Origin of the sequence: Rhodococcus sp. WAY2 (assembly GCF_009859915.1) — a bacterium.
GTDB lineage: Bacteria > Actinomycetota > Actinomycetes > Mycobacteriales > Mycobacteriaceae > Rhodococcus_F > Rhodococcus_F oxybenzonivorans.
The window spans coordinates 49,458-69,840 of record NZ_CP046572.1 but is presented as its reverse complement, the minus strand read 5'-3'; the positions used below and the strand labels follow the sequence as shown (position 1 = coordinate 69,840).

The 20,383-nt window shown below is 66.4% G+C and carries 17 protein-coding genes; 7 read left to right on the top strand and 10 right to left on the bottom strand.

The window, feature by feature from the left end:
• The first annotated feature begins 52 nt into the window (after positions 1-52).
• From lysX to GFS60_RS00310, 4 genes are read left to right on the top strand one after another with little or no spacing between them, the layout of a single operon-like run.
• Positions 53-3,388, top strand: a complete 3,336-nt coding sequence (gene lysX / locus GFS60_RS00325; protein ID WP_159918488.1) for a bifunctional lysylphosphatidylglycerol synthetase/lysine--tRNA ligase LysX — start codon at positions 53-55, stop codon at positions 3,386-3,388.
• Complete coding sequence (locus tag GFS60_RS00320) at positions 3,385-4,065, top strand: DUF998 domain-containing protein (protein ID WP_159918487.1); 681 nt, start codon at positions 3,385-3,387, stop codon at positions 4,063-4,065. Before lysX ends, GFS60_RS00320 begins: the two co-directional genes overlap by 4 nt.
• Positions 4,062-4,898, top strand: coding sequence for an alpha/beta fold hydrolase (locus tag GFS60_RS00315; protein ID WP_236603330.1), 837 nt, complete (start codon positions 4,062-4,064; stop codon positions 4,896-4,898). Before GFS60_RS00320 ends, GFS60_RS00315 begins: the two co-directional genes overlap by 4 nt.
• A gap of 5 nt (positions 4,899-4,903) precedes the next feature.
• The gene (locus tag GFS60_RS00310; RefSeq protein ID WP_159918486.1) at positions 4,904-5,503 is read left to right on the top strand and encodes a histidine phosphatase family protein; all 600 of its coding nucleotides are present in this window, start codon (positions 4,904-4,906) and stop codon (positions 5,501-5,503) included.
• Positions 5,504-5,541: 38 nt separating this feature from the next.
• Here the strand turns inward: GFS60_RS00310 and GFS60_RS00305 are convergent, their stop codons facing one another.
• Both GFS60_RS00305 and GFS60_RS00300 read right to left on the bottom strand, forming a co-directional pair.
• Entirely contained in the window at positions 5,542-6,903 is a 1,362-nt protein-coding gene (locus tag GFS60_RS00305) for an Hsp70 family protein (RefSeq protein ID WP_159918485.1), read from the bottom strand.
• A gap of 58 nt (positions 6,904-6,961) precedes the next feature.
• Positions 6,962-7,486 (bottom strand): SAM-dependent methyltransferase, encoded by a 525-nt coding sequence (locus tag GFS60_RS00300; RefSeq protein ID WP_159918484.1) that lies wholly within the window; start codon positions 7,484-7,486, stop codon positions 6,962-6,964.
• A gap of 37 nt (positions 7,487-7,523) precedes the next feature.
• Here GFS60_RS00300 and GFS60_RS00295 point away from each other — a divergent pair, with 37 nt between their 5' ends.
• On the top strand, positions 7,524-8,093 hold the full coding sequence (locus GFS60_RS00295; protein ID WP_159926761.1) for a dihydrofolate reductase family protein: 570 nt from the start codon (positions 7,524-7,526) through the stop codon (positions 8,091-8,093).
• Here GFS60_RS00295 and GFS60_RS00290 read toward each other — a convergent pair.
• The 3 genes from GFS60_RS00290 to GFS60_RS00280 all read right to left on the bottom strand — a co-directional run bounded on the left by GFS60_RS00290 (position 8,071) and on the right by GFS60_RS00280 (position 9,632).
• Positions 8,071-8,769, bottom strand: coding sequence for a dienelactone hydrolase family protein (locus GFS60_RS00290; protein WP_159918483.1), 699 nt, complete (start codon positions 8,767-8,769; stop codon positions 8,071-8,073). The two genes, GFS60_RS00295 and GFS60_RS00290, sit on opposite strands and share 23 nt — an antisense overlap.
• 10 nt (positions 8,770-8,779) lie before the next feature.
• Positions 8,780-9,073, bottom strand: a complete 294-nt coding sequence (locus tag GFS60_RS00285) for a putative quinol monooxygenase (RefSeq protein WP_109325438.1) — start codon at positions 9,071-9,073, stop codon at positions 8,780-8,782.
• Between the two features lie 61 nt (positions 9,074-9,134).
• On the bottom strand, positions 9,135-9,632 hold the full coding sequence (locus GFS60_RS00280) for a hypothetical protein (RefSeq protein WP_109325434.1): 498 nt from the start codon (positions 9,630-9,632) through the stop codon (positions 9,135-9,137).
• Between the two features lie 31 nt (positions 9,633-9,663).
• Here GFS60_RS00280 and GFS60_RS00275 point away from each other — a divergent pair, with 31 nt between their 5' ends.
• The gene (locus tag GFS60_RS00275; protein ID WP_159918482.1) at positions 9,664-10,572 is read left to right on the top strand and encodes an SDR family NAD(P)-dependent oxidoreductase; all 909 of its coding nucleotides are present in this window, start codon (positions 9,664-9,666) and stop codon (positions 10,570-10,572) included.
• Between the two features lie 74 nt (positions 10,573-10,646).
• On the opposite strand, the gene GFS60_RS00270 is transcribed toward GFS60_RS00275, so the two are convergent.
• The 5 genes from GFS60_RS00270 to GFS60_RS00250 all read right to left on the bottom strand — a co-directional run bounded on the left by GFS60_RS00270 (position 10,647) and on the right by GFS60_RS00250 (position 19,111).
• Positions 10,647-11,081 carry an acyl-CoA thioesterase gene (locus GFS60_RS00270; protein WP_159918481.1) on the bottom strand — a complete coding sequence of 145 codons (435 nt, stop codon included), beginning with the start codon at positions 11,079-11,081 and terminating at the stop codon, positions 10,647-10,649.
• A 33-nt stretch (positions 11,082-11,114) separates the two neighbouring features.
• Positions 11,115-12,029, bottom strand: a complete 915-nt coding sequence (locus GFS60_RS00265) for a cutinase family protein (protein WP_159926760.1) — start codon at positions 12,027-12,029, stop codon at positions 11,115-11,117.
• 184 nt (positions 12,030-12,213) lie between these two features.
• The gene (locus GFS60_RS00260) at positions 12,214-13,665 is read right to left on the bottom strand and encodes a glutamate synthase subunit beta (protein ID WP_159918480.1); all 1,452 of its coding nucleotides are present in this window, start codon (positions 13,663-13,665) and stop codon (positions 12,214-12,216) included.
• Positions 13,658-18,256 (bottom strand): glutamate synthase large subunit, encoded by a 4,599-nt coding sequence (gene gltB / locus GFS60_RS00255; RefSeq protein ID WP_159918479.1) that lies wholly within the window; start codon positions 18,254-18,256, stop codon positions 13,658-13,660. The genes GFS60_RS00260 and gltB overlap by 8 nt, the downstream gene beginning before the upstream one ends.
• Positions 18,257-18,562: 306 nt before the next feature.
• Entirely contained in the window at positions 18,563-19,111 is a 549-nt protein-coding gene (locus tag GFS60_RS00250; RefSeq protein ID WP_159918478.1) for a TetR/AcrR family transcriptional regulator, read from the bottom strand.
• Between the two features lie 55 nt (positions 19,112-19,166).
• On the opposite strand from GFS60_RS00250, the gene GFS60_RS00245 reads away from it, so the two are divergent.
• Positions 19,167-20,189, top strand: a complete 1,023-nt coding sequence (locus GFS60_RS00245; RefSeq protein ID WP_159918477.1) for an FAD-dependent monooxygenase — start codon at positions 19,167-19,169, stop codon at positions 20,187-20,189.
• Positions 20,190-20,383: the final 194 nt, after the last annotated feature.

Genomic DNA, 20,383 nt, shown 5'->3' with positions numbered 1-20,383 from the left:
CACACCTGTCCGCAGTGATCAGTACGCATCTCGTGCCGGGAAGGAACGCTCGATGTCAGCTAGCACCGAGACCACGTCCGAGGTTGTCCCCGCCCCACCGCGGGCCCGTCCCGCCCCGGGTTCCGGGAACCGCCGCCTGCATCAGGTTCCGCACGTCGCGGGACTGATTCTGGGTGTCTTCTCGGTGCTGGTGTTCCTGTGGAGTCTGTCGCCGGTATTGCGCTACTACGTGCACGTGCCGCGCGAGTACGTCGACAGCTACTACTTCGATGCTCCCGACACGAGCCTGTCCTGGGCCCTGGTGGTGGGTTTGCTCGCCGCCGCGCTCGCCAGCCGCAAACGCATCGCCTGGTGGTTGCTCACGGTGTACCTGGGCCTGTTCATGGTGGCGAACATCGTGGTCGCGATCACCGACCGCAACTGGAACGCCGGAGTCGCGGCCGCCGTGCAACTCGCCGTGATCGGGATTCTGGTCGCTGCCCGTTCGGAGTTCTACACCCGCGTCCGCCGCGGTGCCGGGTGGAAAGCCCTGGGCGTCCTGCTCGTCGGCCTCACCGTGGGCACACTCGTCGGGTGGGGGCTGGTCGAACTCTTCCCCGGCACCCTCCCACCCGGGGAACGCTTCCTGTGGTCCCTCAACCGGGTGACCGCGCTCGCCGCCGTCGACAACGAGCAGTTCACCGGCAGGCCACACGGTTTCGTCAACACCCTTCTCGGCTTGTTCGGGGCCGCCGCCCTGCTGGCCGCCGTGGTGACCTTGTTCCGCGCCCAGCGCTCCCACAACGCACTCACCGGAAACGACGAGTCGGCGCTGCGCGGACTGCTGCTTCAGTACGGCGCCGACGACTCCCTCGGTTACTTCGCCACACGCCGCGACAAGGCGGTGGTGTTCGCTCCCAGCGGCAAAGCGGCGATCACCTATCGGGTGGAAATCGGTGTCTGCCTCGCCAGCGGCGACCCCATCGGCGACCCCGAGGCCTGGCCCCACGCGATCGAGGCGTGGCAGGCGCTCGCGTCCCGATACGGGTGGGCCACCGCCGTCATGGGAGCGGGCGAAACCGGCGCGACCGCCTACGCCAAGGCCGGTCTCACCGTGCTGCAACTCGGCGACGAGGCCATTCTCCGCACCCGCGAGTTCAACCTCAGCGGGCGCGACATGCGGCAGGTACGCCAGGCCGTCACCCGCGTGCGGCGCCAAGGCGTCACGGTGCGGATTCGCAGGCACCGAGACGTTCCCGCCGAGGAGATGGCCGAAACGATCCGGCTCGCCGACGCCTGGCGCGACACCGAAACCGAACGCGGCTTCTCCATGGCCCTCGGACGGCTCGGTGACCGCCTCGACGGTGATTGCCTACTGGTGCAGGCCATCGATGCGGATGACGACATCGTCGGAATCCTGTCCCTCGTACCGTGGGGTCCGTCCGGAGTCTCGCTCGACCTGATGCGTCGCAAACCCACCTCTCCCAACGGAGTCGTGGAGTTGATGGTGACCGAACTGGCCACCAACTCCGACCAATTCGGCATCACGAAGGTGTCCTTGAACTTCGCCGTGTTCCGGTCGGTGTTCGAGGAGGGATCACGCATCGGTGCCGGGCCGATCCTGCGGATCTGGCGGTCGATCCTCGTCTTCTTCTCCCGGTGGTGGCAGCTCGAGGCCCTCTACCGTTCCAACGTGAAGTACCAACCCGAATGGGTCCCGCGCTACCTGTGCTTCGAGGACAACCGGGAATTGCTGCGCGTCGGATTCGCGTCGGCAATCGCCGAAGGCTTCGTCACCTTGCCCAGATTCGGGCGTTCCACAGCGGGCGACGCCGTCAAGCACACCGGAACTCACGCCGCCGTGCCCGCGGGTCTGGTCGCCGCGGAGGGATTGCACGCGGACGGCAGCGCCCCCGGCGACGGTAGTCCGGCGGCGAGCCTCGGACCGAAACGGCCCGAACAGGTTCGGGTCCGGCTCGACAAGTTGGCGACACTCGCGCAGGAGGGGATCGACCCCTACCCGGTCGCGTATCCGCCCACTCATACGGTGGCCGCCGCGGCGGAATCCCCCGAAGGAACGACCGTCCGCATCGCCGGTCGCGTACTCCGCCTGCGGGACTACGGCGGTGTGGTGTTCGCGTCGGTCCGGGACTGGTCCGGAGACATCCAGGTCCTCGTCGACGAAGCCCGGGTGGGGACCGAACGCATCCGGGCGTTCGCGGCCGAATTCGACCTCGGCGACCTCGTCGAAGTTGCCGGTGTCATCGGCTACAGCCGCCGCGGAGCGCTGTCGCTACTGGCGAACGAATGGCGGATGACCGGTAAATGCCTGCACCCGCTTCCCGACAAGTGGAAAGGTCTGTCGGACCCGGAAACCCGGGTGCGACAGCGATACGTAGACCTGATGATCAACACCGACGCCCGGCGGCTTCTCGAGGCCCGCAGCGCCGTCGTGAAGTCGTTGCGTGATTCGCTGGGTGATCGCGGCTTCCTGGAGGTGGAGACACCGATCCTGCAGCAGGTACACGGCGGCGCCAACGCGGCGCCCTTCCTCACGCACATCAACGCCTACAACCTGGACCTGTACCTGCGGATCGCCCCGGAGCTCTACCTCAAGCGGCTCTGCGTCGCCGGGATGGAGAAGGTCTTCGAAATCGGCCGGGTCTTCCGCAACGAGGGTGTCGACTTCAAGCACAATCCCGAATTCACCATCCTCGAGGCCTACGAGGCGCACAGCGACTACGAAAAGATGATGGTGCTGTGCCGCCAGCTCATCCAAACGGCGGCGATCGCGGCCCACGGACGGGAAGTCATCATGCGCCCGGGACCCGACGGCACCATGGTGGAGATCGACATCTCCGGGGAATGGCCCGTGAAGACAATGCATCAGGCCGTGGCCGAGAAACTCGGGGTCGATGTTTCGCCCGAGACACCGCTCGTGGATCTGCAACGGCTGTGCGACGATCACGACATTCCGTACCAGTCGACGTGGGACGCCGGGGCCGTGGCCCAGGAAATGTACGAGCACCTGGTGGAGGACTACACCGAGTTCCCCACCTTCTACACCAACTTCCCGACGTCGATGTCGCCGCTCACGCGCCCGCATCCCACCATTCCCGGAGTCGCGGCCAAGTGGGACCTGGTGGCGTGGGGCGTCGAACTCGGTACCGCGTACAGCGAACTCACCGACCCGGTCGACCAGCGGAACCGTCTCACCGAGCAGTCGATGCTCGCCGCCGGCGGGGACGAGGAGGCGATGGAACTCGACGAAGACTTCCTGCAGTCGCTCGAACACGCCATGCCCCCGACCGGCGGACTCGGCGTGGGCGTCGACCGCGTGGTCATGCTGATCACCGGCGGCAGTATCCGGGAGACCCTCGCCTTTCCGTTGGCCAAACCGAAGCAGTGACCTCCCGTGGCCGCGTTGCGGTGGCCGCCCTGTTGATCGTCGGAGCGGTGGCCTACTCGTCGTGGCTCCTGGAGTTCGTCGTGGACACCGAGATCGACCCGCTGCGTGGTTTCGCGAGCGAACTCGCGGCCACCGACCAACGACACGGCGCCTTGTTCCGTACGGGCGACCTGGTGGCGGGTTGCACCGTCGCGGTGGTGGGCGTCCTCGGACTGTGGCGGTACTCGGAAGGGTGGGTGACCGCGATCGGGTGGTTCGCGTTGTGCGTGTTCGGGGTCACCACCGCCCTCGATTCGCGGATGCCGATGAGCTGTGCGGTCACCTCGGATCCCCTCTGCGCTGCCCGCGAGGATTCGGGTCAGTTGCCGCTGTCGCATGAACTGCATGCCGTCACCAGTACGTCTGCGTCGACGGGCGGTGTGGTGTCGGCGCTCGCTTTCGCGCTGGCGGCCTGTCTCTACGGTTGGCCGCGCTGGTTGACGCTGACCGGGGCGGCAGTGTCGGCGGTTGTCGTCGTGGGCACCGCCTGGACCCTGGCAGCTGCCGCGATTCGCGGCGAGCACGACGTGTGGCTGGGACTGGGCCAGCGTGTGCAGCTGCTCGCTTTCAGCGGGTGGCTGATCTTCGTATCACTCAGCGTGCTTCACGTCACCGGCGAAAATGAAGGTTCCACGTGAAACGTCCTGGGGAAATGGTCGCGGGAGTGCACGTCGTCGTCGACGGCACCGGACTTCCCGTCGTTCTCTACGGCGGTCTCGGCGGCAACTGGTTCGACTGGGATGACGTCACCGCACTGATTTCCGATTCTTGCCTCGTCGTGCGAATCGATCGACCCGGGTACGGGCTCAGCCCCGCCTCCGCCACACCACCCACGGCCCGCGGTGAAGCGGAGAGGATCGTCGCGGTACTCGACGCGCTCGGCTGCACTGCACCGGCCGTCGTGGTGGGGCACTCGCTCGGCGGCATCTACGCCGAGGCCTTCGCTCGGCTGTTTCCCCAGCGCACGGGCGGTGTGATGCTGCTCGACGCGACCATCACTCTGCGACCCCACCGCGTCATTCCGACCCGTTGGAGGGTGGCAACCGGCCGGTGGGTGGCCCGCGCGTCGAGCCGGCTCGGGCTGCAGCGACTGCTGGGTCCGACCGTTCGAGCAGTCTTGAACCAGTCGACGCCGCCGGGTGGAATAACGTCCGAGACTCGGCAGTGGGTGGCCCGGATCTACCGCGAGCCCGCATATCTCGAGTCGTCGGTGGTCGAGAACGCGTCGTATCCGGCCCTCGCCGAGGAGATTGCCGCCCTACGCGCCACCGTCACGATGCCGGTCCCCGTACTCGTGGCCGCCGCACACACCGGTCATCGGACCCCGTGGGGGTGGGAGTGGGTTCGGCGCCAACGACAGTTCGCCGAGCGTCTCGGCGCCACCTTCCGCGTCGTGCAACCCGCCCGTCACCACGCCATGATCGACCAACCGGGCCAGGTCGCGGCACTGATCCGGGAACTGGCAAGCTGATCGTCGTGCAACTGCTATTTATCCGACATGCGCTACCGGAGCTCGTGACCACGTCCGAGGGACGAGCCGATCCTGCCTTGACCGAGGACGGGCGGGCCCAGGCCAAGCGACTGCCTGCCGCATTGGGTCCCTACCGCATCGCCCGGATCGTGAGCAGCCCGCAGCGCCGCGCCCTGGAGACGGCCGCGCCACTCGCCGAGGCGCTCAACCTTCCCGTCACTCAGGACCAAGGGCTGGCCGAGTACGACTACGACCTCGACCACTACATCCCGTTCCACGAAGCCGAGGCGCGGGCGCCCGAAGCGTACGCCCGCATCCGGGCGGGCCAATTCCCCCCAGGGATCGACGCCGACGCCTTCCGCACGCGGGTGTTCGATGCGCTCGGCCGGGTCGTCCAGGAGTCCGACCACCGCGATACCGTCGCGATATTCGCCCACGGCGGTGTCATCAACGTGTACCTGCAGGAGCTGCTGGGCCTGGACCGTCCCCTCGTGTTCCCCATCGAATACGTCTCGGTTACGCGCGTCCTCGTCTCGCGTAGCGGCGAGCGACGGGTGGCCTCGGTGAACGAGACCGGCCACGTCCGGGATATGCTGCGGCGTTAGCGACGACGTGTGAGGCTCGGCCACCGGGCGTTCGGCGACTAGAGACCCGGAATTCGCGGTAGCTCGGGTAGCGGGGCCGGCGGCGGGAGAACAGGCAGCTGAAGCTGCGGTAGGCCGGGGATGAGCGGCGGTGGGGACGGGGCCGGTGCCGGCTCGTTCCTGCTCACATCGGTTTGCGTCCCGCTGTCTGGCTGCGCGGCGGTCGGGGGCTGCACATACGGGGTGTTGTAGGCCTCGGTTCGGGCAGCGCCCGTCGTAGGCGCCTCCGCTTCGGTATCCACCTGCGGCGGCACGGGCGACGGAAGGTCGGCGGCCGTGGCCGACGTCATTGCGGGTGGTGTCGCGTTCTCGATGACTGGGGCCGGAGCTTCCGGCTCGGTCGGGTCCGGCTGCGGGTCCTTCTCCGACCCCTCCAAGACGTCGGCGCCCACCCCGAGGACGAGCCCGAGGGCTGCTACCGCGGCGAGGGCTCCACCGGCGAGGACGGCGCCGCGGCGGCGGGATTTCGGGGGCTCGGGCACTGCGACCACCTCGGCGGGTGCCTGCTGGGCCAACAGTGCGGCACCTTCAGCCGCCACCAGTTCCGGCTGCTCCGGGACGATCACCGGAATTTTCAGCCACGACTCCATCACCGAGGTGACGAGCGGAATGTACGCGCCACCACCGATGAGGACCGCGGCGTCAGGCATACGCCCGGACCGGTGGATCACATCGCGAGTGATCCGAGCGGAAGTCTCGACCGGTCCCTGGATGAGCGACTCGAAGGTGTCCTGCGACAGCAGCAGCAGCCCCCCGTCACCAGGCACGCAGACCGCGCCCGTGCTGGAGAGCTGCTCCTTCGCGAGGCGACACCGGGCGTCGAGTTCGAGTGCGGCAGCTTCGTCGGCGGGCTGCGCGATCTTCTGCAGTTCGAGTTGCTGGTCGCGAATCAGGCGGTCGACGAGGTCACCGCTGATCTCGTCCGTGCGGGCACTGTCGAGGACCGTCCCGGTGGAGCGCTCGACGACGGTAACGGTGAGTCCGGAACTGCCGAGGTCGTAGAACACCAGCGTCGAATGGTTTCCGAGGTCACCCGACACCTCGAGCATCTCGAGTGCGGCGGTCACTTCAGGCACGAGATGAACGTTGCCGATGTGTTCGCGGGCCAAGGCGGCCTCGACGGCATCGGCCTGGGCCTCGTCCTGGTAGGCCACGCCAATGGCCTGTACCTCGCCCAAGTCTTCGCCGTCTCCCAGGGCAGTTCCAATGGATTCGGCAGCCACGTCCTCGGGCCGTTCGAGGGTTGCGGCTACCGCCGTCGAGCGGAAGATCGGCCCGGTCGCGTCAACCGAGTCGGCTGCGTCACGGCACGCGACGCGCACAGCGCTGGCACCGACCGACACACCCAGAACCGAAGTCATGAGACCGACTATAACGGTTCGGTTACGAGCCGCGCTGAGGTAGAGGGGAGTTCGCAGGTCAGCCCGGCCTCTTCCCGGTGATGCACAGCGGGTTTCCCGTGTCTGCACTCACCTCGAACCCTTTTCGCCGCAAAACCTGGGTCACAGCGTTCACGATGCGTTGCGACTTCGCGGCGTCGTGCATCGCTTCGGTGCCGTCGTAGACGAGGTGCAGGATGCCGCCGGGACGCAGGGCCTCCCACAGAATCCGGACCTCTTCGGTCGCGTCGCGTGTCCAGAAGGCATTGACGTTGACAGCGAAGGCCTTGTCGAACGACGCATCGGCGCAGCGGAATCCGGCCAGTTCCGTCTTCTGGAGTTCCACTCTGCCGCGCGCCGACAGGGCCTCGTTACGCTGCTCAGCTCGTGCTATCGCGGTGGCGGACCGGTCGATTGCCGTGATCCGCCCGTCGAGAAGTTTGTCGGCCACGAGAGAAACTGCCACGCCGGGTCCGCAGCCCACCTCTAGGATCCGATCGGACGGATCCACCCTCAACCGCTCGACGACACAACGGATCCGGGCAGGAATGTTCGGAACTGCCATCTCACGACCCTTCGACGGCTACCACAGTAAGGACATGATGCGCGCACTCACCTACTTCGTCGGCATTACCATCGACGGTTTCATCGCCGCCCCGGACGGCGACGTCGGCTTCTTTCCGATGCTCGACGACATCATCGGTTTCATGGCGCAGGATTACCCGGAAACGATTCCGACCCACCTACGGGAGCAGTTCGCAGTCGACGGGGCCAACAAGCATTTCGACACCGTGATCCAGGGCCGCTCGACCTACGAGCCCGCGCTCGCAGCCGGAATCACCAGTCCGTACGCGCACCTGCGCCAATACGTCGTCTCACGCACGCTCGGCGCCAGTTCCAACCCCGCCGTCGAAGTGATTACCGACCCACTCGCGAAGGTCCGGCAGCTCAAGGCCGAGGACAGCACACTCGGTGTCTGGCTCGCTGGAGGCGGAAAGCTTGCGGGCGCTCTGCTTCCGGAGATCGACGAGCTGGTGATCAAGCAATATCCGGTGGTGGCCGGTCGCGGAACGCCCATGTTCGACACCGACTTCGAGCCGACGGCCTTCGAGCTCACCGACCGGAAGGGCTACCCGAGCGGGGCCACGGTCAGCCGATTCCGCCGCTGCTGACCTGCAGGTGGGTGCCGAGCCAGTCGACCGTCCGTGACCACGCGTCCCGGGCGGCTGCCTCGTTGTAGACGGCCGGGCGGTCGTTGCAGTTGAATCCGTGCTCGGCGTCGGGGTACCGCACGATCTCCGTGTCCACCGGTACCTGCGACAGAGCGTTCCGCAACTCCTCGACCTGCTCGGACGGGATCCCCGTGTCACGATCACCGAACAGTCCCAGCCAGGGAGTCGACAGCTGTCCCGCGGCCTCGAGCTGCGAGGGGTAGCCGAACCGTCCCTTCTCGACGCCGCCACCGTAGAAGCTCACCGCGGCGCCGAGTTTCCGGCGCGCCGCGGTGTGGAAGGCGACCGTGCCACCCATGCAGAATCCGACGATCGCCGTGTTTCCCGCGTCGATCCCGGCATCCGCCAGAGCGGCAACGGCTGCATCGACGTCCTCGTCGATCTGTGCCGACGTGAGAGTGCCCAGCAGCGGCATGGCCGTTTTCAGATCGTCATAGCCGAGCACCGGGTCGCCGGCCCGGTGGAACAGATGGGGCGCCACGGCGTGGTAGCCGGCGTCGGCGAATCGGGAACAGACGTCGACGATGTGTTGTGTGATCCCGAAGGCCTCCTGGATGACGATGACGCCTCCCCGACTACGGCCTTCGGGAACAACACTGGTCAGGGGTGTGGTCACCGAACGGACTCTAGGACACCGGCTTCAGCGGATGGATCGCGGGTGCGCCAGCGAGATGCTCACCGAAAACGGCGACCGCGGACTGGAAGTGCGGCGACTTCATGTGCGCGTCGACGGCCTCCTGGTTCGCCCACACCTCGACGGTGACGAAGGTCCCGGGTTGCGCAGCAGATTCGAACAACTCGTACGAGACGCAGCCCTCCTCCTTGCGGCTCTCCGCCGCGAGGGAGGACAGGCCGTCTCGCACCGTGTCCTCGGAGCCCGGCTTGGCAGGAATGGTCGCTACGACATGCAGATCGGACATCGACTTCCTTTCGTGACGGCCACCGGATGTGGCCCGTATCACGTAAGCACACTTGTGGTTGCTAGGAAACCCGGAGCCGCGTCAGATAATCCTCGACGCGCGGATCATCCCAGCCGTGACCCTCGCGAAGCCCGTCCGCAATGGTCGCGAGGTAGGCGGGGGCTGGCGCGTTCCGCGTGACCACGTCACCCCGGGCCCGGGTGGTGAACGTGCACATGACGATGCCGTCGCGAGTTCCCAGAGGAACCAGCCGGTCGTAACAGGCCGGTTCCTGGGCGTGAATGTCCTCGAACTGTTCCTGCGTCACGAGGAAGGCGCGGGCCGCGACCGTCCCGGGCGCATCCGGGTCGTAGAAGGCGCGTCCGCCGCCCCAAATGCGCGACTCCCCCGCGAAGAACACTGAACCGGGGATCACCACAGGGATCGATTCGCGCGGTTCGCTCGTGTCCCGCGCACCGCGATGAGAGTGGTTGCCGCCGGGCGGGCAACCACCGCGCAGGTAGCAGGCGAGGCGAGTCGTCGCCATGTTCGACCCATAACTGACGTACCAGATCAGCACACGATCGACGGTACTCGGACAAGATGGTTCCATGAGTCTTCTCAGTGAGGTCAAGGGTTGGCGTACGGGTTCGCGAAAGCACCGTCGACTGCGTGATCTCGACGGCATGCTCGTCGTCGTCACCGGTGGCGGTAGCGGAATCGGCCGCGAAACCGCACTCGCGTTCGCCGCCGAGGGTGCGGTGGTCGTAGTCGGTGACCTCGACCTCGAATCGGCGCAGCACACAGCGGACCTCATCAATTCGGCGCAGATGAAGGGGGGCGGCGCCGTCGCGATCTTCGGTGGTGGCTCGCATGCCTACCGGGTGAATGTGGCGGTGGAAGAGGAGGTGCGGCGGTTCGCCGAGGAGGTGCAGTCCCAGCACGGCACCCCCGACGTCGTGGTCAACAATGCGGGAATCGGCTACTCCGGCACTTTCACCGCGACGCCGCAGAGCGAATTCGAGCGCGTGATGGACGTCAACTTCTGGGGAGTCGTCTACGGCTGCCGGGTCTTCGCGGAGCAGATGATCGAGCGCGGAACGGGCGGACACATCGTCAACCTGTCCTCGGCGGCGGCCTTCACCCCGCAGAAGCGACTCACCGCCTACGCCACCAGCAAAGCCGCCGTCTACATGCTCTCGGATTGTCTCCGCGCCGAACTGGTGGACCACGGCATCGGCGTCAGCACCATCTGCCCCGGCATCGTCCACACCAACATCGTCAAGAACACCGACTTCGCCGGGACCACCCCCGAGAAACAAGAACAGATGCGGTCCCGATCCGACACGTTCTACCGCAAGCGTGGATTCACACCCGATCGGGTGGCCACGCAGATCCTGAAAGCCGTCAGGTCGAACAGGGCTGTGGTCCCGGTCACCCCCGAGGCCAAATTCGGCCGCGCGTTGAGCCGGCTGGCGCCCGGCAGCATGCGACTCGGTGCACGTTTCGACTTGGGCTGATCGTCACCTGTTGCGGTTCCCGCACGGTCACGCTGCCGCGTTGAACGCCACGGGGGCACTCGCGCTCCGCACTGTCACGCACGGGACCAGCGGGTGAGGTACTCGCGCTCGGTGGGAGTGATACGCCGCAACCGCTGCGCATCGACGTCGGCGACGGCCATCTGGGTGGTGGCGGTGACGGCGGGCGGATCGCTACGACCGGCGCGCGCACCCCGGACCTCGTAACCGATGGTGAAGTCGACGGCCCGGTGCTTCGCGATCCACATGGTGATCCGCAACGGACTGTCCGAGTGCGTGAGCTGAGCCCGGTACTTGACGTGGATGTCGGCGATGAACGCACTGGTGATGAGAGACGAATTCTCGGCGCCCTCACTGAGCAGCCAGTCGATCCTCGCCTCTTCGAGCAACGTCACCATCCTGGCGTGATTGATGTGCTGAAAGGCGTCCATATCGGACCACCGAACGGTGACGAAAGCGTCGTAACCGGGCGCGGCAGGAGTGTCCGTCATCGGATCATCTTCTCCTGCCGCGCCCGACTCGACCTACGCCACGTCGCGCAACCAGTTCCTGAGCCAGTTGGTGGCCGACGTTCCGGCACCGTCTACCGCGTATCGCGTGTAATCCTGGTGTGCCTGCGACTTGTAGAACTGCTCGAGCTCGTCGATCCGCCTCTGGTTGGCCTGTTCGTCCAACTGAGCCATCAGGGTGGGGACACCACCGGCGTCGAGGAGGTCACGCCAAATGGCCTCGGCCTCCGCCTGGTACCGCCCGAGCAGCGACGGCGACGGGTCCGACGTCTGCGCGAGGAAACCGGCGAGCCGGGTCACGAAGTCTTCCTTCGGGGTGGAGCAGTACAGGTCGCCGTAGGCGCAGAAGGTTCGGGTGTTCTGGCTGACCCAGCCGAAACCGCCGATGCGAGGTCCGCCGGCGCCACCACCGGCGACGGGAGGACCGACCAGCGCGTCGGTGGGCGAACGACGGGGATCGGACACGAGCCCGACGGCAGCGATCTTGTCGGCGGGCACCGCGCCGAGGCCCGTGCCGATCTCGGCCGCGAGGTCACCCGCAGCATCAGCGCCCTGGCTGTAGCCGATGAGCGCAAGCTTGGTTCCGGCACATTGCTGAGACATGTTGACGAGCATCCCGCGGGCGTTGTCTACCGCCTGAGCCTTCGAACGCCCGTACACATCGCCTTCCCACGGGAAAGCAGTGGCGGCGTAGGTCACGTAGTCGGTGCGGATATTCGACGGTAACCCGTTCGTGACCGCCGACAGCAGGCCGGGGGTGGGCCGGACGTTCTCCTTGGTGGACGTCTCCCAAGTTCCCGGAATCGCCACCACGTACAGGCTCGGGCACGGGTCTGCGTTCGCTACCGCGCTGGTGCCGACCACTCCCGAAACCACCGGAATGGCCACCGCTGCAGCCGTTGCGGTCAAAGTTGCGATAACCCGTTTCATTGCCATGGCCCTCAACTCTTCTTCTCCCCTTCGTCGACCTGCAGACGGGATGCTGCCAGGCCGACGTGACCTGAAGATGCACGATCGGTAAATGAACGTTACCGAGCAAAACCGACCAGCGCACCCGAAACCAGCACCCCGGCGAAAAATATAACGCCGGGGTGCTGGTGGATAACGAACTGAACTATCGCTGGGGTGCGCTGGTGGTCTCGACCGGAGACGGCAGCGCCGTCTCACCCTCGAGGTAGGCATCGACCGCCGCAGCGGCGGAGCGACCCTCGGCAATGGCCCACACGATGAGCGACTGTCCACGTCCCATGTCGCCGGCCACGAAGACGCCGTCGACGTTGGTGGCCCACTTCGCAGAGCGGGCTACGTTGCCGCGCTCGTTGAGGTCGACACCGAGATCGGTGAGCAGTCCCGGCTTTTCGGGGCCGACGAAGCCCATGGCCAACAGCACGAGATCGGCCTCGAGCTCGAAATCCGAGCCCTCCACCTTCTCGAAGCGGCCCGACTTCATCTCGACCTCGTGGGCGTGCAGCGCCGTCACCTTGCCGTCGACACCGACGAACTTCTCGGTGTTGACGGAGAACAGGCGCTCGCCGCCTTCCTCGTGCGCGGACGCGACCCGGTACATCAGCGGGTACGTCGGCCACGGGGTTTGCTCGGCCCTGGTCTCGGGCGGACGCGGCATGATCTCGAACTGGTGAACACTGACCGCACCCTGACGGTGTGAGGTGCCCAGGCAGTCCGCGCCGGTGTCGCCGCCGCCGATGATGACAACTTTCTTGCCCTCGGCGGTGATGGTGGGCTCTTCGAGGTCACCCAGTTGCACACGGTTGGCGATGGGCAGGTACTCCATCGCCTGATGGATGCCGTCCAATTCGCGCCCGGGAATCGGCAGGTCACGAGCCGCGGTGGCACCGCCCGCCAACACAACGGCGTCGAACTGCTCGCGCAGCTCGTCGGCGGAGATGTCGACGCCCACGTTCACATTCGTCTTGAAGACGGTGCCCTCGGCCTCCATCTGGTCCAGACGGCGGTCGATGTGGCGCTTCTCCATCTTGAACTCGGGGATGCCGTAGCGGAGGAGACCGCCGATACGATCGGCCCGCTCGAACACGGTGACCAGGTGACCGGCACGCGTCAGCTGCTGCGCTGCAGCCAGACCCGCAGGACCGGAACCGACGACGGCCACCCTCTTGCCCGTCGACCGGGTGGGATGCACCGGCGTGACCCAGCCCTCGTCGAATGCGCGATCGATGATCTCGACCTCGACCTGCTTGATGGTGACCGGATCCTGGTTGATGCCCAGGACACACGACGCCTCACAGGGTGCGGGGCACAGCCGCCCGGTGAATTCCGGGAAGTTGTTGGTGGCGTGCAGCCGCTCGATGCCGTCGTGCCAACGGTCCCTGTATACCAGGTCGTTCCACTCGGGAATCAGGTTCCCGAGGGGGCAGCCGTTGTGGCAGAACGGAATACCGCAGTCCATGCATCGGCTCGCCTGGGTGCGGAGGTTTTCCTTCGGGAACTCCTCGTACACCTCGTTCCAGTCGAGCAGGCGCAACGGCACCGGACGGCGAACGGGCAGTTCGCGTGACGGGTGCTTCAGAAAGCCGCTTGGATCAGCCACGAGCTGCCTCCATTACTGCCTCGTCCACGTTCTTTCCATCCTTTTTCGCGGCCTCGATGGCCAAGAGCACCTTCTTGTAATCGCGGGGCATCACCTTTGCGAAGTGATTGACCTGCTGTGACCAGTCGGACAGGATGCGCGCGGCAACCTCCGAACCGGTTTCGTCGCGGTGACGCTCGATAGCGGCTTTCAGCCAGGTGAAGTCGTCACCCGTCAGATCCTCGAGGTCCACCAGCTCGGTGTTGAGGTTGTCCTCGAACGCCTTGTCGGGGTTGAAGACGTAGGCCACGCCACCGGACATGCCGGCGCCGAAGTTGCGTCCCGTCGCACCGAGGATGACGACCTTGCCGCCCGTCATGTACTCGCAGCCGTGGTCGCCGACTCCCTCGACCACCGCGGTGGCACCGGAGTTACGTACCGCGAACCGCTCGCCCACGACGCCGCGCAGCAAAGCCTCACCGCTGGTCGCGCCGAACAGGATCACGTTGCCGCCGATGATGTTGTCCTCGGCGACGAACCCGGCCGCGGTTTCCAGCGGAGGACGAACCACGATGCGTCCACCCGACAGACCCTTGCCGACGAAGTCGTTGGCGTCGCCATGCAGCCGCAGGGTCATACCCTTGGGCACGAAAGCACCGAAGCTGTTACCGGCCGAGCCGGTGAACGTGATGTCGATCGTGTTGTCGGGCAGTCCCTCACCGCCGTACGCCTTGGTCACCTCGTGGCCCAGCATGGTGCCGACCGTCCGGTTGACGTTGGTGATCGGCGACTCGAACGACACCTTGGCGCCCTTGTCGAGAGCGTCGCGGCTCTGGGCGATCAGCTGCTGATCGAGCGCCTTGTCGAGACCGTGGTCCTGGGTACCCGTGCAGTACAGGTCCTGATCCATGAACGCGGACTCGGCCTGGTGCAGGATCGGCGACAGGTCGAGATTGCCGGCCTTGCTGCCCTTCCAGTGCTCGAGCGCCTTGGTGGTGTCGAGCACGCCGACCTGGCCGACGGCCTCGTCGAGCGTCCGGAAGCCGAGCTCGGCCATGAGCTCGCGGACCTCTTCGGCGATGAAGAGGAAGAAGTTCTCCACGAACTCCGGCTTGCCGTTGAACCGCTTGCGCAGCACCGGGTTCTGCGTCGCGACACCGACAGGGCAGGTGTCGAGGTGGCAGACCCGCATCATGATGCAGCCCGACACCACCAGCGGAGCGGTCGCGAAACCGAACTCCTCGCCGCCGAGCAGCGCGGCGACCATGACGTCACGGCCGGTCTTGAGCTGTCCGTCGACCTGCACCACGATGCGGTCGCGCAGGCCGTTGAGCAGCAACGTCTGCTGGGTCTCGGCGAGGCCGAGCTCCCACGGAGCGCCGGCGTGCTTGACCGAGGTCAGTGGGGTGGCTCCGGTGCCACCGTCGTGACCGGAGATCAGGACGACATCCGCGTGCGCCTTCGAGACACCCGCGGCGACCGTGCCGACACCCACCTCGGACACCAGCTTGACGTGCACCCGCGCCTGGGGGTTCGCGTTCTTCAGGTCGTGGATCAGCTGTGCGAGATCCTCGATCGAGTAGATGTCGTGGTGCGGGGGCGGCGAGATCAGGCCGACACCGGGTGTGGAGTGCCGGACCTCGGCCACCCACGGGTACACCTTGTGCGCCGGCAGCTGGCCGCCCTCACCGGGCTTCGCTCCCTGCGCCATCTTGATCTGGATGTCGGAGCAGTTGGTCAGGTAGTGCGACGTGACGCCGAAGCGTCCCGACGCGACCTGCTTGATCGCGGACCGGCGCCAGTCACCGTTCTCGTCCGGCTCGAAGCGCGACGGATGCTCGCCGCCCTCACCGGAGTTGGAACGGCCACCGAGGCGGTTCATGGCGATGGCCAGGGTCTCGTGCGCCTCGGCGGAGATGGAGCCGTAGCTCATCGCACCGGTCGAGAAGCGCTTGACGATCTCGGTGGCCGGCTCGACCTCGTCCAGCGGGACGGGCTCGCGCACACCCTTCTTGAACTCGAAGAGGCCGCGCAGCGCTGCGAGGCGCTCGGACTGGTCGTCGACCAGCTTCGTGTACTCCTTGAACACCTCGTACTGTCCGGTGCGCGTGGAGTGCTGGAGCTTGAACACCGTGTCCGGGTTGAACAGGTGGTACTCGCCTTCACGACGCCACTGGTACTCGCCGCCCACCTCGAGCTCGCGGTGCGCGCGCTCTTCGGGACGGTCGAGGTACGCGTTGGAGTGCCGGACCGCGACGTCGGCGGCGATCTCGTCGAGACCGATACCACCGAGGCTCGAGTTCAGGCCGGTGAAGTACTCGTCCACCAGATCCTGCGACAGGCCGATCACCTGGAACAGCTGCGCACCGGTGTACGAGGCGAGGGTCGAGATGCCCATCTTGGACATCACCTTGAGCACACCCTTGCCCGCGGCCTTGATGTAGTTCTGGATGGCCTTGTCGAGGCTCAGGCCCTGCAGTTCGTTGCCGCGGAACAGCTCGTCGACCGTCTCGAACGCCATGTACGGGTTGACGGCCGCTGCACCGAAGCCGATGAGGAGCGCCATGTGGTGCACCTCGCGGGCGTCACCCGATTCCACGACGAGACCGACCTTGGTGCGGGTCTTCTCGCGCACCAGGTGGTGGTGCACGGCCGACGTCAGCAGCAGCGACGGGATGGGTGCGTACGTCTCGTTCGACTCACGGTCGGACAGGACGATGATGCGCGCACCACCGGCGATGGCCTCGGAGACCTGGTAGCGAACGTCGTCGAGCGCCTTGCGCAGACCCGCACCGCCCTCGGCCACCGGGTACAGACCGCGGACGATGACGCTGCGGAAGCTCGGGAATCCGCCGTCGTCGTTGACGTGGATGAGCTTCGACAGATCGTCGTTGTGCAGGATCGGCTGCGGCAAGTAGATCTGCCTGCAGGACTCCGCCGTCGGGTGCAGCAAATCGTGCTCGGGACCGATCGTTCCGCCGAGGCTGGTGACGACCTCCTCGCGGATGGCGTCGAGCGGCGGGTTGGTGACCTGCGCGAAGAGCTGCGAGAAGTAGTCGAACAGCATCCGCGACCGGGAGGACAGCACCGCGATCGGGGTGTCCGTACCCATCGAGCCGAGTGCTTCCGCACCGGAGGCCGCCATCGGCTTGACGAGGACGTTGACCTCTTCGTTGGTGAACCCGAACATCTGCTGACGCAGCACCACACGCTCGTGCGACATGTAGGTGTACGGGCGCTCAGGCAGGTCGTCCATATGGGTCAGGCCCTGGTCGAGCCATTCCTGGTACGGGTGCTCGGCGGCAAGCTCCGACTTGATTTCGTCGTCGCTGATGATGCGGCCCTGGTCGGTGTCGACCAGGAACATGCGCCCGGGCTGGAGCCGGATCTTCTTCACGACCGTGGCCGGATCGATCGGCAGAACGCCGACCTCGGAGGCCATGACGACCAAGCCGTCCTCGGTGACCCACAGCCGCGAGGGACGCAGACCGTTGCGGTCGAGAACCGCGCCGATGACGGTGCCGTCGGTGAAGCAGACGGACGCCGGGCCGTCCCACGGCTCCATGAGCGTGGAGTGATACTGGTAGAACGCCCGACGGGCGGGGTCCATGCTCTCGTGATGCTCCCACGCCTCGGGAATCATCATCAGGACGGCGTGCGGCAGGCTACGACCACCGAGGTGCAGCATCTCGAGCACCTCGTCGAAGCGCGCGGTGTCGCTGGCCCCGTTGGTGCAGACCGGGAAGATCTTCTCGAGGTTTTCGCGACCACCGAAGACGTCGCTGTCGATAAGCGCCTCGCGGGCACGCATCCAGTTCTCGTTGCCGGTGACGGTGTTGATCTCACCGTTGTGCGCGACCCGTCGGAACGGGTGAGCCAGCGGCCACGACGGGAACGTGTTGGTGGAGAAGCGGGAGTGGACCAGCCCGAGCGCCGACTCCACGCGCTCGTCCTGCAGGTCGAGGTAGAAACCCTTGAGCTGCGGGGTGGTGAGCATGCCCTTGTAGACGAACGTCTGGCTCGACAGGCTCGGGAAGTAGACGGTCTCGCGACCCGGCCCGTCCTTGCCGGCGCCTTCACTACCCAGCTCGTGCTCGGTGCGCTTGCGGACGACGTACGCCCTGCGCTCGAGGTCCAGACCGGTGAGAGAGTCACCTTCGCTGCCGATGAAGATCTGCCGGAACGTCGGCATCGCGTCGCGTGCCAGAGCGCCGAGCGACGAGTCGTCGGTCGCGACCTCGCGCCAGCCGAGGACCTTCAGACCCTCGGCTTCGACGATCTTCTCGACGGCGTCGGACGCACGCTGCGCGTCGGCCTTGCTCTGCGGCAAGAATGCGATGCCCGTGGCATAGGTGCCCGCGGCGGGCAGCGGGAAGTCGACCACAGCGCGGAAGAACGCGTCCGGAACCTGGATCAGGATGCCGGCGCCGTCACCCGTATTGGGTTCGGAGCCCGCGGCACCACGGTGCTCGAGGTTGACCAGAGCGGTGATCGCCTTCTCGACGATGTCCCTGCTGCGGCGACCCTTCATGTCCACGACGAACGCGACGCCACAGGAGTCGTGCTCGTTCGCCGGGTGATACAGCCCCTGGGGGCCTGGAAGTTGCTTCATACCTAGCCTTCGTATGCCAAAAGATGCACCGACGACCAGCAGCGCTGATGGCCATCACCTTGCAATGCAAGTACCGTCAGGATGTGATCGGCACCACCGATCGGCTATCGCCCTTTGCAGCACGCTGGGTGTGGTCCTCGCACCAGGCGACGTGGCTTTTCGGTCGGGTCGGACTTTCGTGGGTCCAACGTGTAACGAAAACGATAATTCAGACCCCCCGAAGAAACACAACTTAGGTTGGCCTATTCATCCCGTGAACAGGCCTTTTCTCGAGGGCAGACCTCGGCCGAGAACGTCCAGTACATATTAAGTGAGTGCGCCGAGTACTGCTGTGATTCCGGGAGTCGGGTCGAAATCGGGGTCGGGAACGGTCAGCTGATGCAGGATCACTCCATCCAGATAGTCGGTGACAACCACTGCGTCGGCCGCTGGATTCCTCGATCCGGCGAGGTCCAGCATGCTCGCGCCCCATTCTACGAGTCCCGCGCGAGCAGAGCCGATGATCTCCCCGAGGGCCGGGACCGCCGAGGCCTCCACGAAAAGGGCGTAGCGGGCGCTCGAGCGGATCCGGTCGGGTCCCGCGGCGTACCGGGTGAACGCGGCCAGGGCCTCCACCAGCGCCTCCATCCCGTCCGGCCGGAGGTCGGCGAACTTCTCCCAGTCGTCTACGTCACGGGCCGCGAGGCGGGTGACCATTCCCTCGAGGAGGGCGCCGCGGGTGCGGAAGTAGTTGGAGGTGGAGCCCTGCGGCATCCCCGCCGATTCGTCGACCGCTCGATGAGTGAGGGCGCGCACCCCCTTCCGGCCGAGCACGTCGATAGCTGCGTCGAGCAGCTGTTCTCGCCTCCCTGTCATGCACTCCACACTACAGCCGTAGTAATTCCACTACAGGCGTAGTAGCGTTGAAGCCATGACGCACTCGGCAGCAGTCCTCGGCGGCGGCATCGGCGGCCTGGCCATCGCCCGCTTCCTGTTCCGCGCCGGCTGGCACGTCGACGTCTTCGAGCGCTCCGCGGACCTGCCGACGTCGGGTACCGCCCTCGGCATGTGGCCCCAGGCCGTCGACGCGCTCGACACGATCGGACTCGGCGACCGAGTCCGCGCTCTCGGATCTCCGCAGCATCGAGGGTCGTTCCTGCGACCGGACGGGTCCGTCATCGGCACCGTCGACAGCACCGCGCGCACCGCCTACCTACTGTCGCGGCCCGCCCTCCTTGCCGAGCTGGCCACATCGTTGCCCGAGGGGATGGTCTCGTTCGGCACCCCCGCCCCTCCCGCGGACGCCCTCTCCGACTACGACGTCGTGATCGGTGCGGACGGCCTACGCAGCGCCACCCGGCGTCGCTTGTTCGGTGACGGATTCGAGCCCGTCTACACGGGCGCCACCGCGTGGCGGGGATGGGTGCCCGGCCGGCGCGACACGGTGAGCGAAACCTGGGACGCTGGTGCGCTTTTCGGAATCACACCGCGCGAGGGCAACCTCGTCAACTGGTTCGCGTGCGTCCGCACCGACCCCGGATCCGAGGACGGACTCGACTACCTGCGGTGGCGGTTCGGGGGCTGGCACGCCGACGTCCGGGCCGTCCTCGATGCGATCACCCCCGACGCCCTGCTTCATCACGACCTCTACGAGTCACCGGCCCTGCCCTCGTACGTGTCGGGACACACGGCACTGATCGGCGACGCCGCCCACGCGATGGCCCCCAATCTCGGACGTGGAGCGTGCGAGGCCCTCGTCGACGCGGTCACTCTCGGCCGATTCCTGGCCTCACAGAACGACATTCGCGATTCGCTGCGAAAATATGACCGCGCACGCCGTCGGGTGACGCAGCGACTGGTTCTCGGCTCACGTGCCATGGCGTCGATCGCGATGACCAGGCATCTGCGTCCGGTCCGCGATCGGACGATGAAACTGGCCGCAGCCCTGGCCTGACGAGAATCCGGGTGCGCAGCAATGCCTGCCCGTCTGGTACTTTCCCGCGGTAGGGGGACGAGACGAACCGGGGGCGGTCATGGGGGCGGTGGACGACGGCTGCAGTGATGCGGTCGGCAGAACCGAGAATTTTCATCGGGGGAATACCAGATCGACCTCGTCGGTGGTGACACCTTTCTCTGCAGCGGGGGCGT

Excerpts from the sequence above, each read along its gene's own strand:
- lysX (WP_159918488.1), top strand. The coding sequence starts at position 53 with ATGTCAGCTAGCACCGAGACCACGTCCGAGGTTGTCCCCGCCCCACCG.
- GFS60_RS00250 (WP_159918478.1), bottom strand. The coding sequence starts at position 19,111 with ATGACAGGGAGGCGAGAACAGCTGCTCGACGCAGCTATCGACGTGCTC.
- GFS60_RS00265 (WP_159926760.1), bottom strand. The coding sequence starts at position 12,029 with ATGAAACGGGTTATCGCAACTTTGACCGCAACGGCTGCAGCGGTGGCC.
- gltB (WP_159918479.1), bottom strand. The coding sequence starts at position 18,256 with ATGAAGCAACTTCCAGGCCCCCAGGGGCTGTATCACCCGGCGAACGAG.
- GFS60_RS00275 (WP_159918482.1), top strand. The coding sequence starts at position 9,664 with ATGAGTCTTCTCAGTGAGGTCAAGGGTTGGCGTACGGGTTCGCGAAAG.
- GFS60_RS00285 (WP_109325438.1), bottom strand. The coding sequence starts at position 9,073 with ATGTCCGATCTGCATGTCGTAGCGACCATTCCTGCCAAGCCGGGCTCC.
- GFS60_RS00300 (WP_159918484.1), bottom strand. The coding sequence starts at position 7,486 with ATGGCAGTTCCGAACATTCCTGCCCGGATCCGTTGTGTCGTCGAGCGG.
- GFS60_RS00245 (WP_159918477.1), top strand. The coding sequence starts at position 19,167 with ATGACGCACTCGGCAGCAGTCCTCGGCGGCGGCATCGGCGGCCTGGCC.
- GFS60_RS00295 (WP_159926761.1), top strand. The coding sequence starts at position 7,524 with ATGCGCGCACTCACCTACTTCGTCGGCATTACCATCGACGGTTTCATC.
- GFS60_RS00270 (WP_159918481.1), bottom strand. The coding sequence starts at position 11,081 with ATGACGGACACTCCTGCCGCGCCCGGTTACGACGCTTTCGTCACCGTT.
- GFS60_RS00305 (WP_159918485.1), bottom strand. The coding sequence starts at position 6,903 with ATGACTTCGGTTCTGGGTGTGTCGGTCGGTGCCAGCGCTGTGCGCGTC.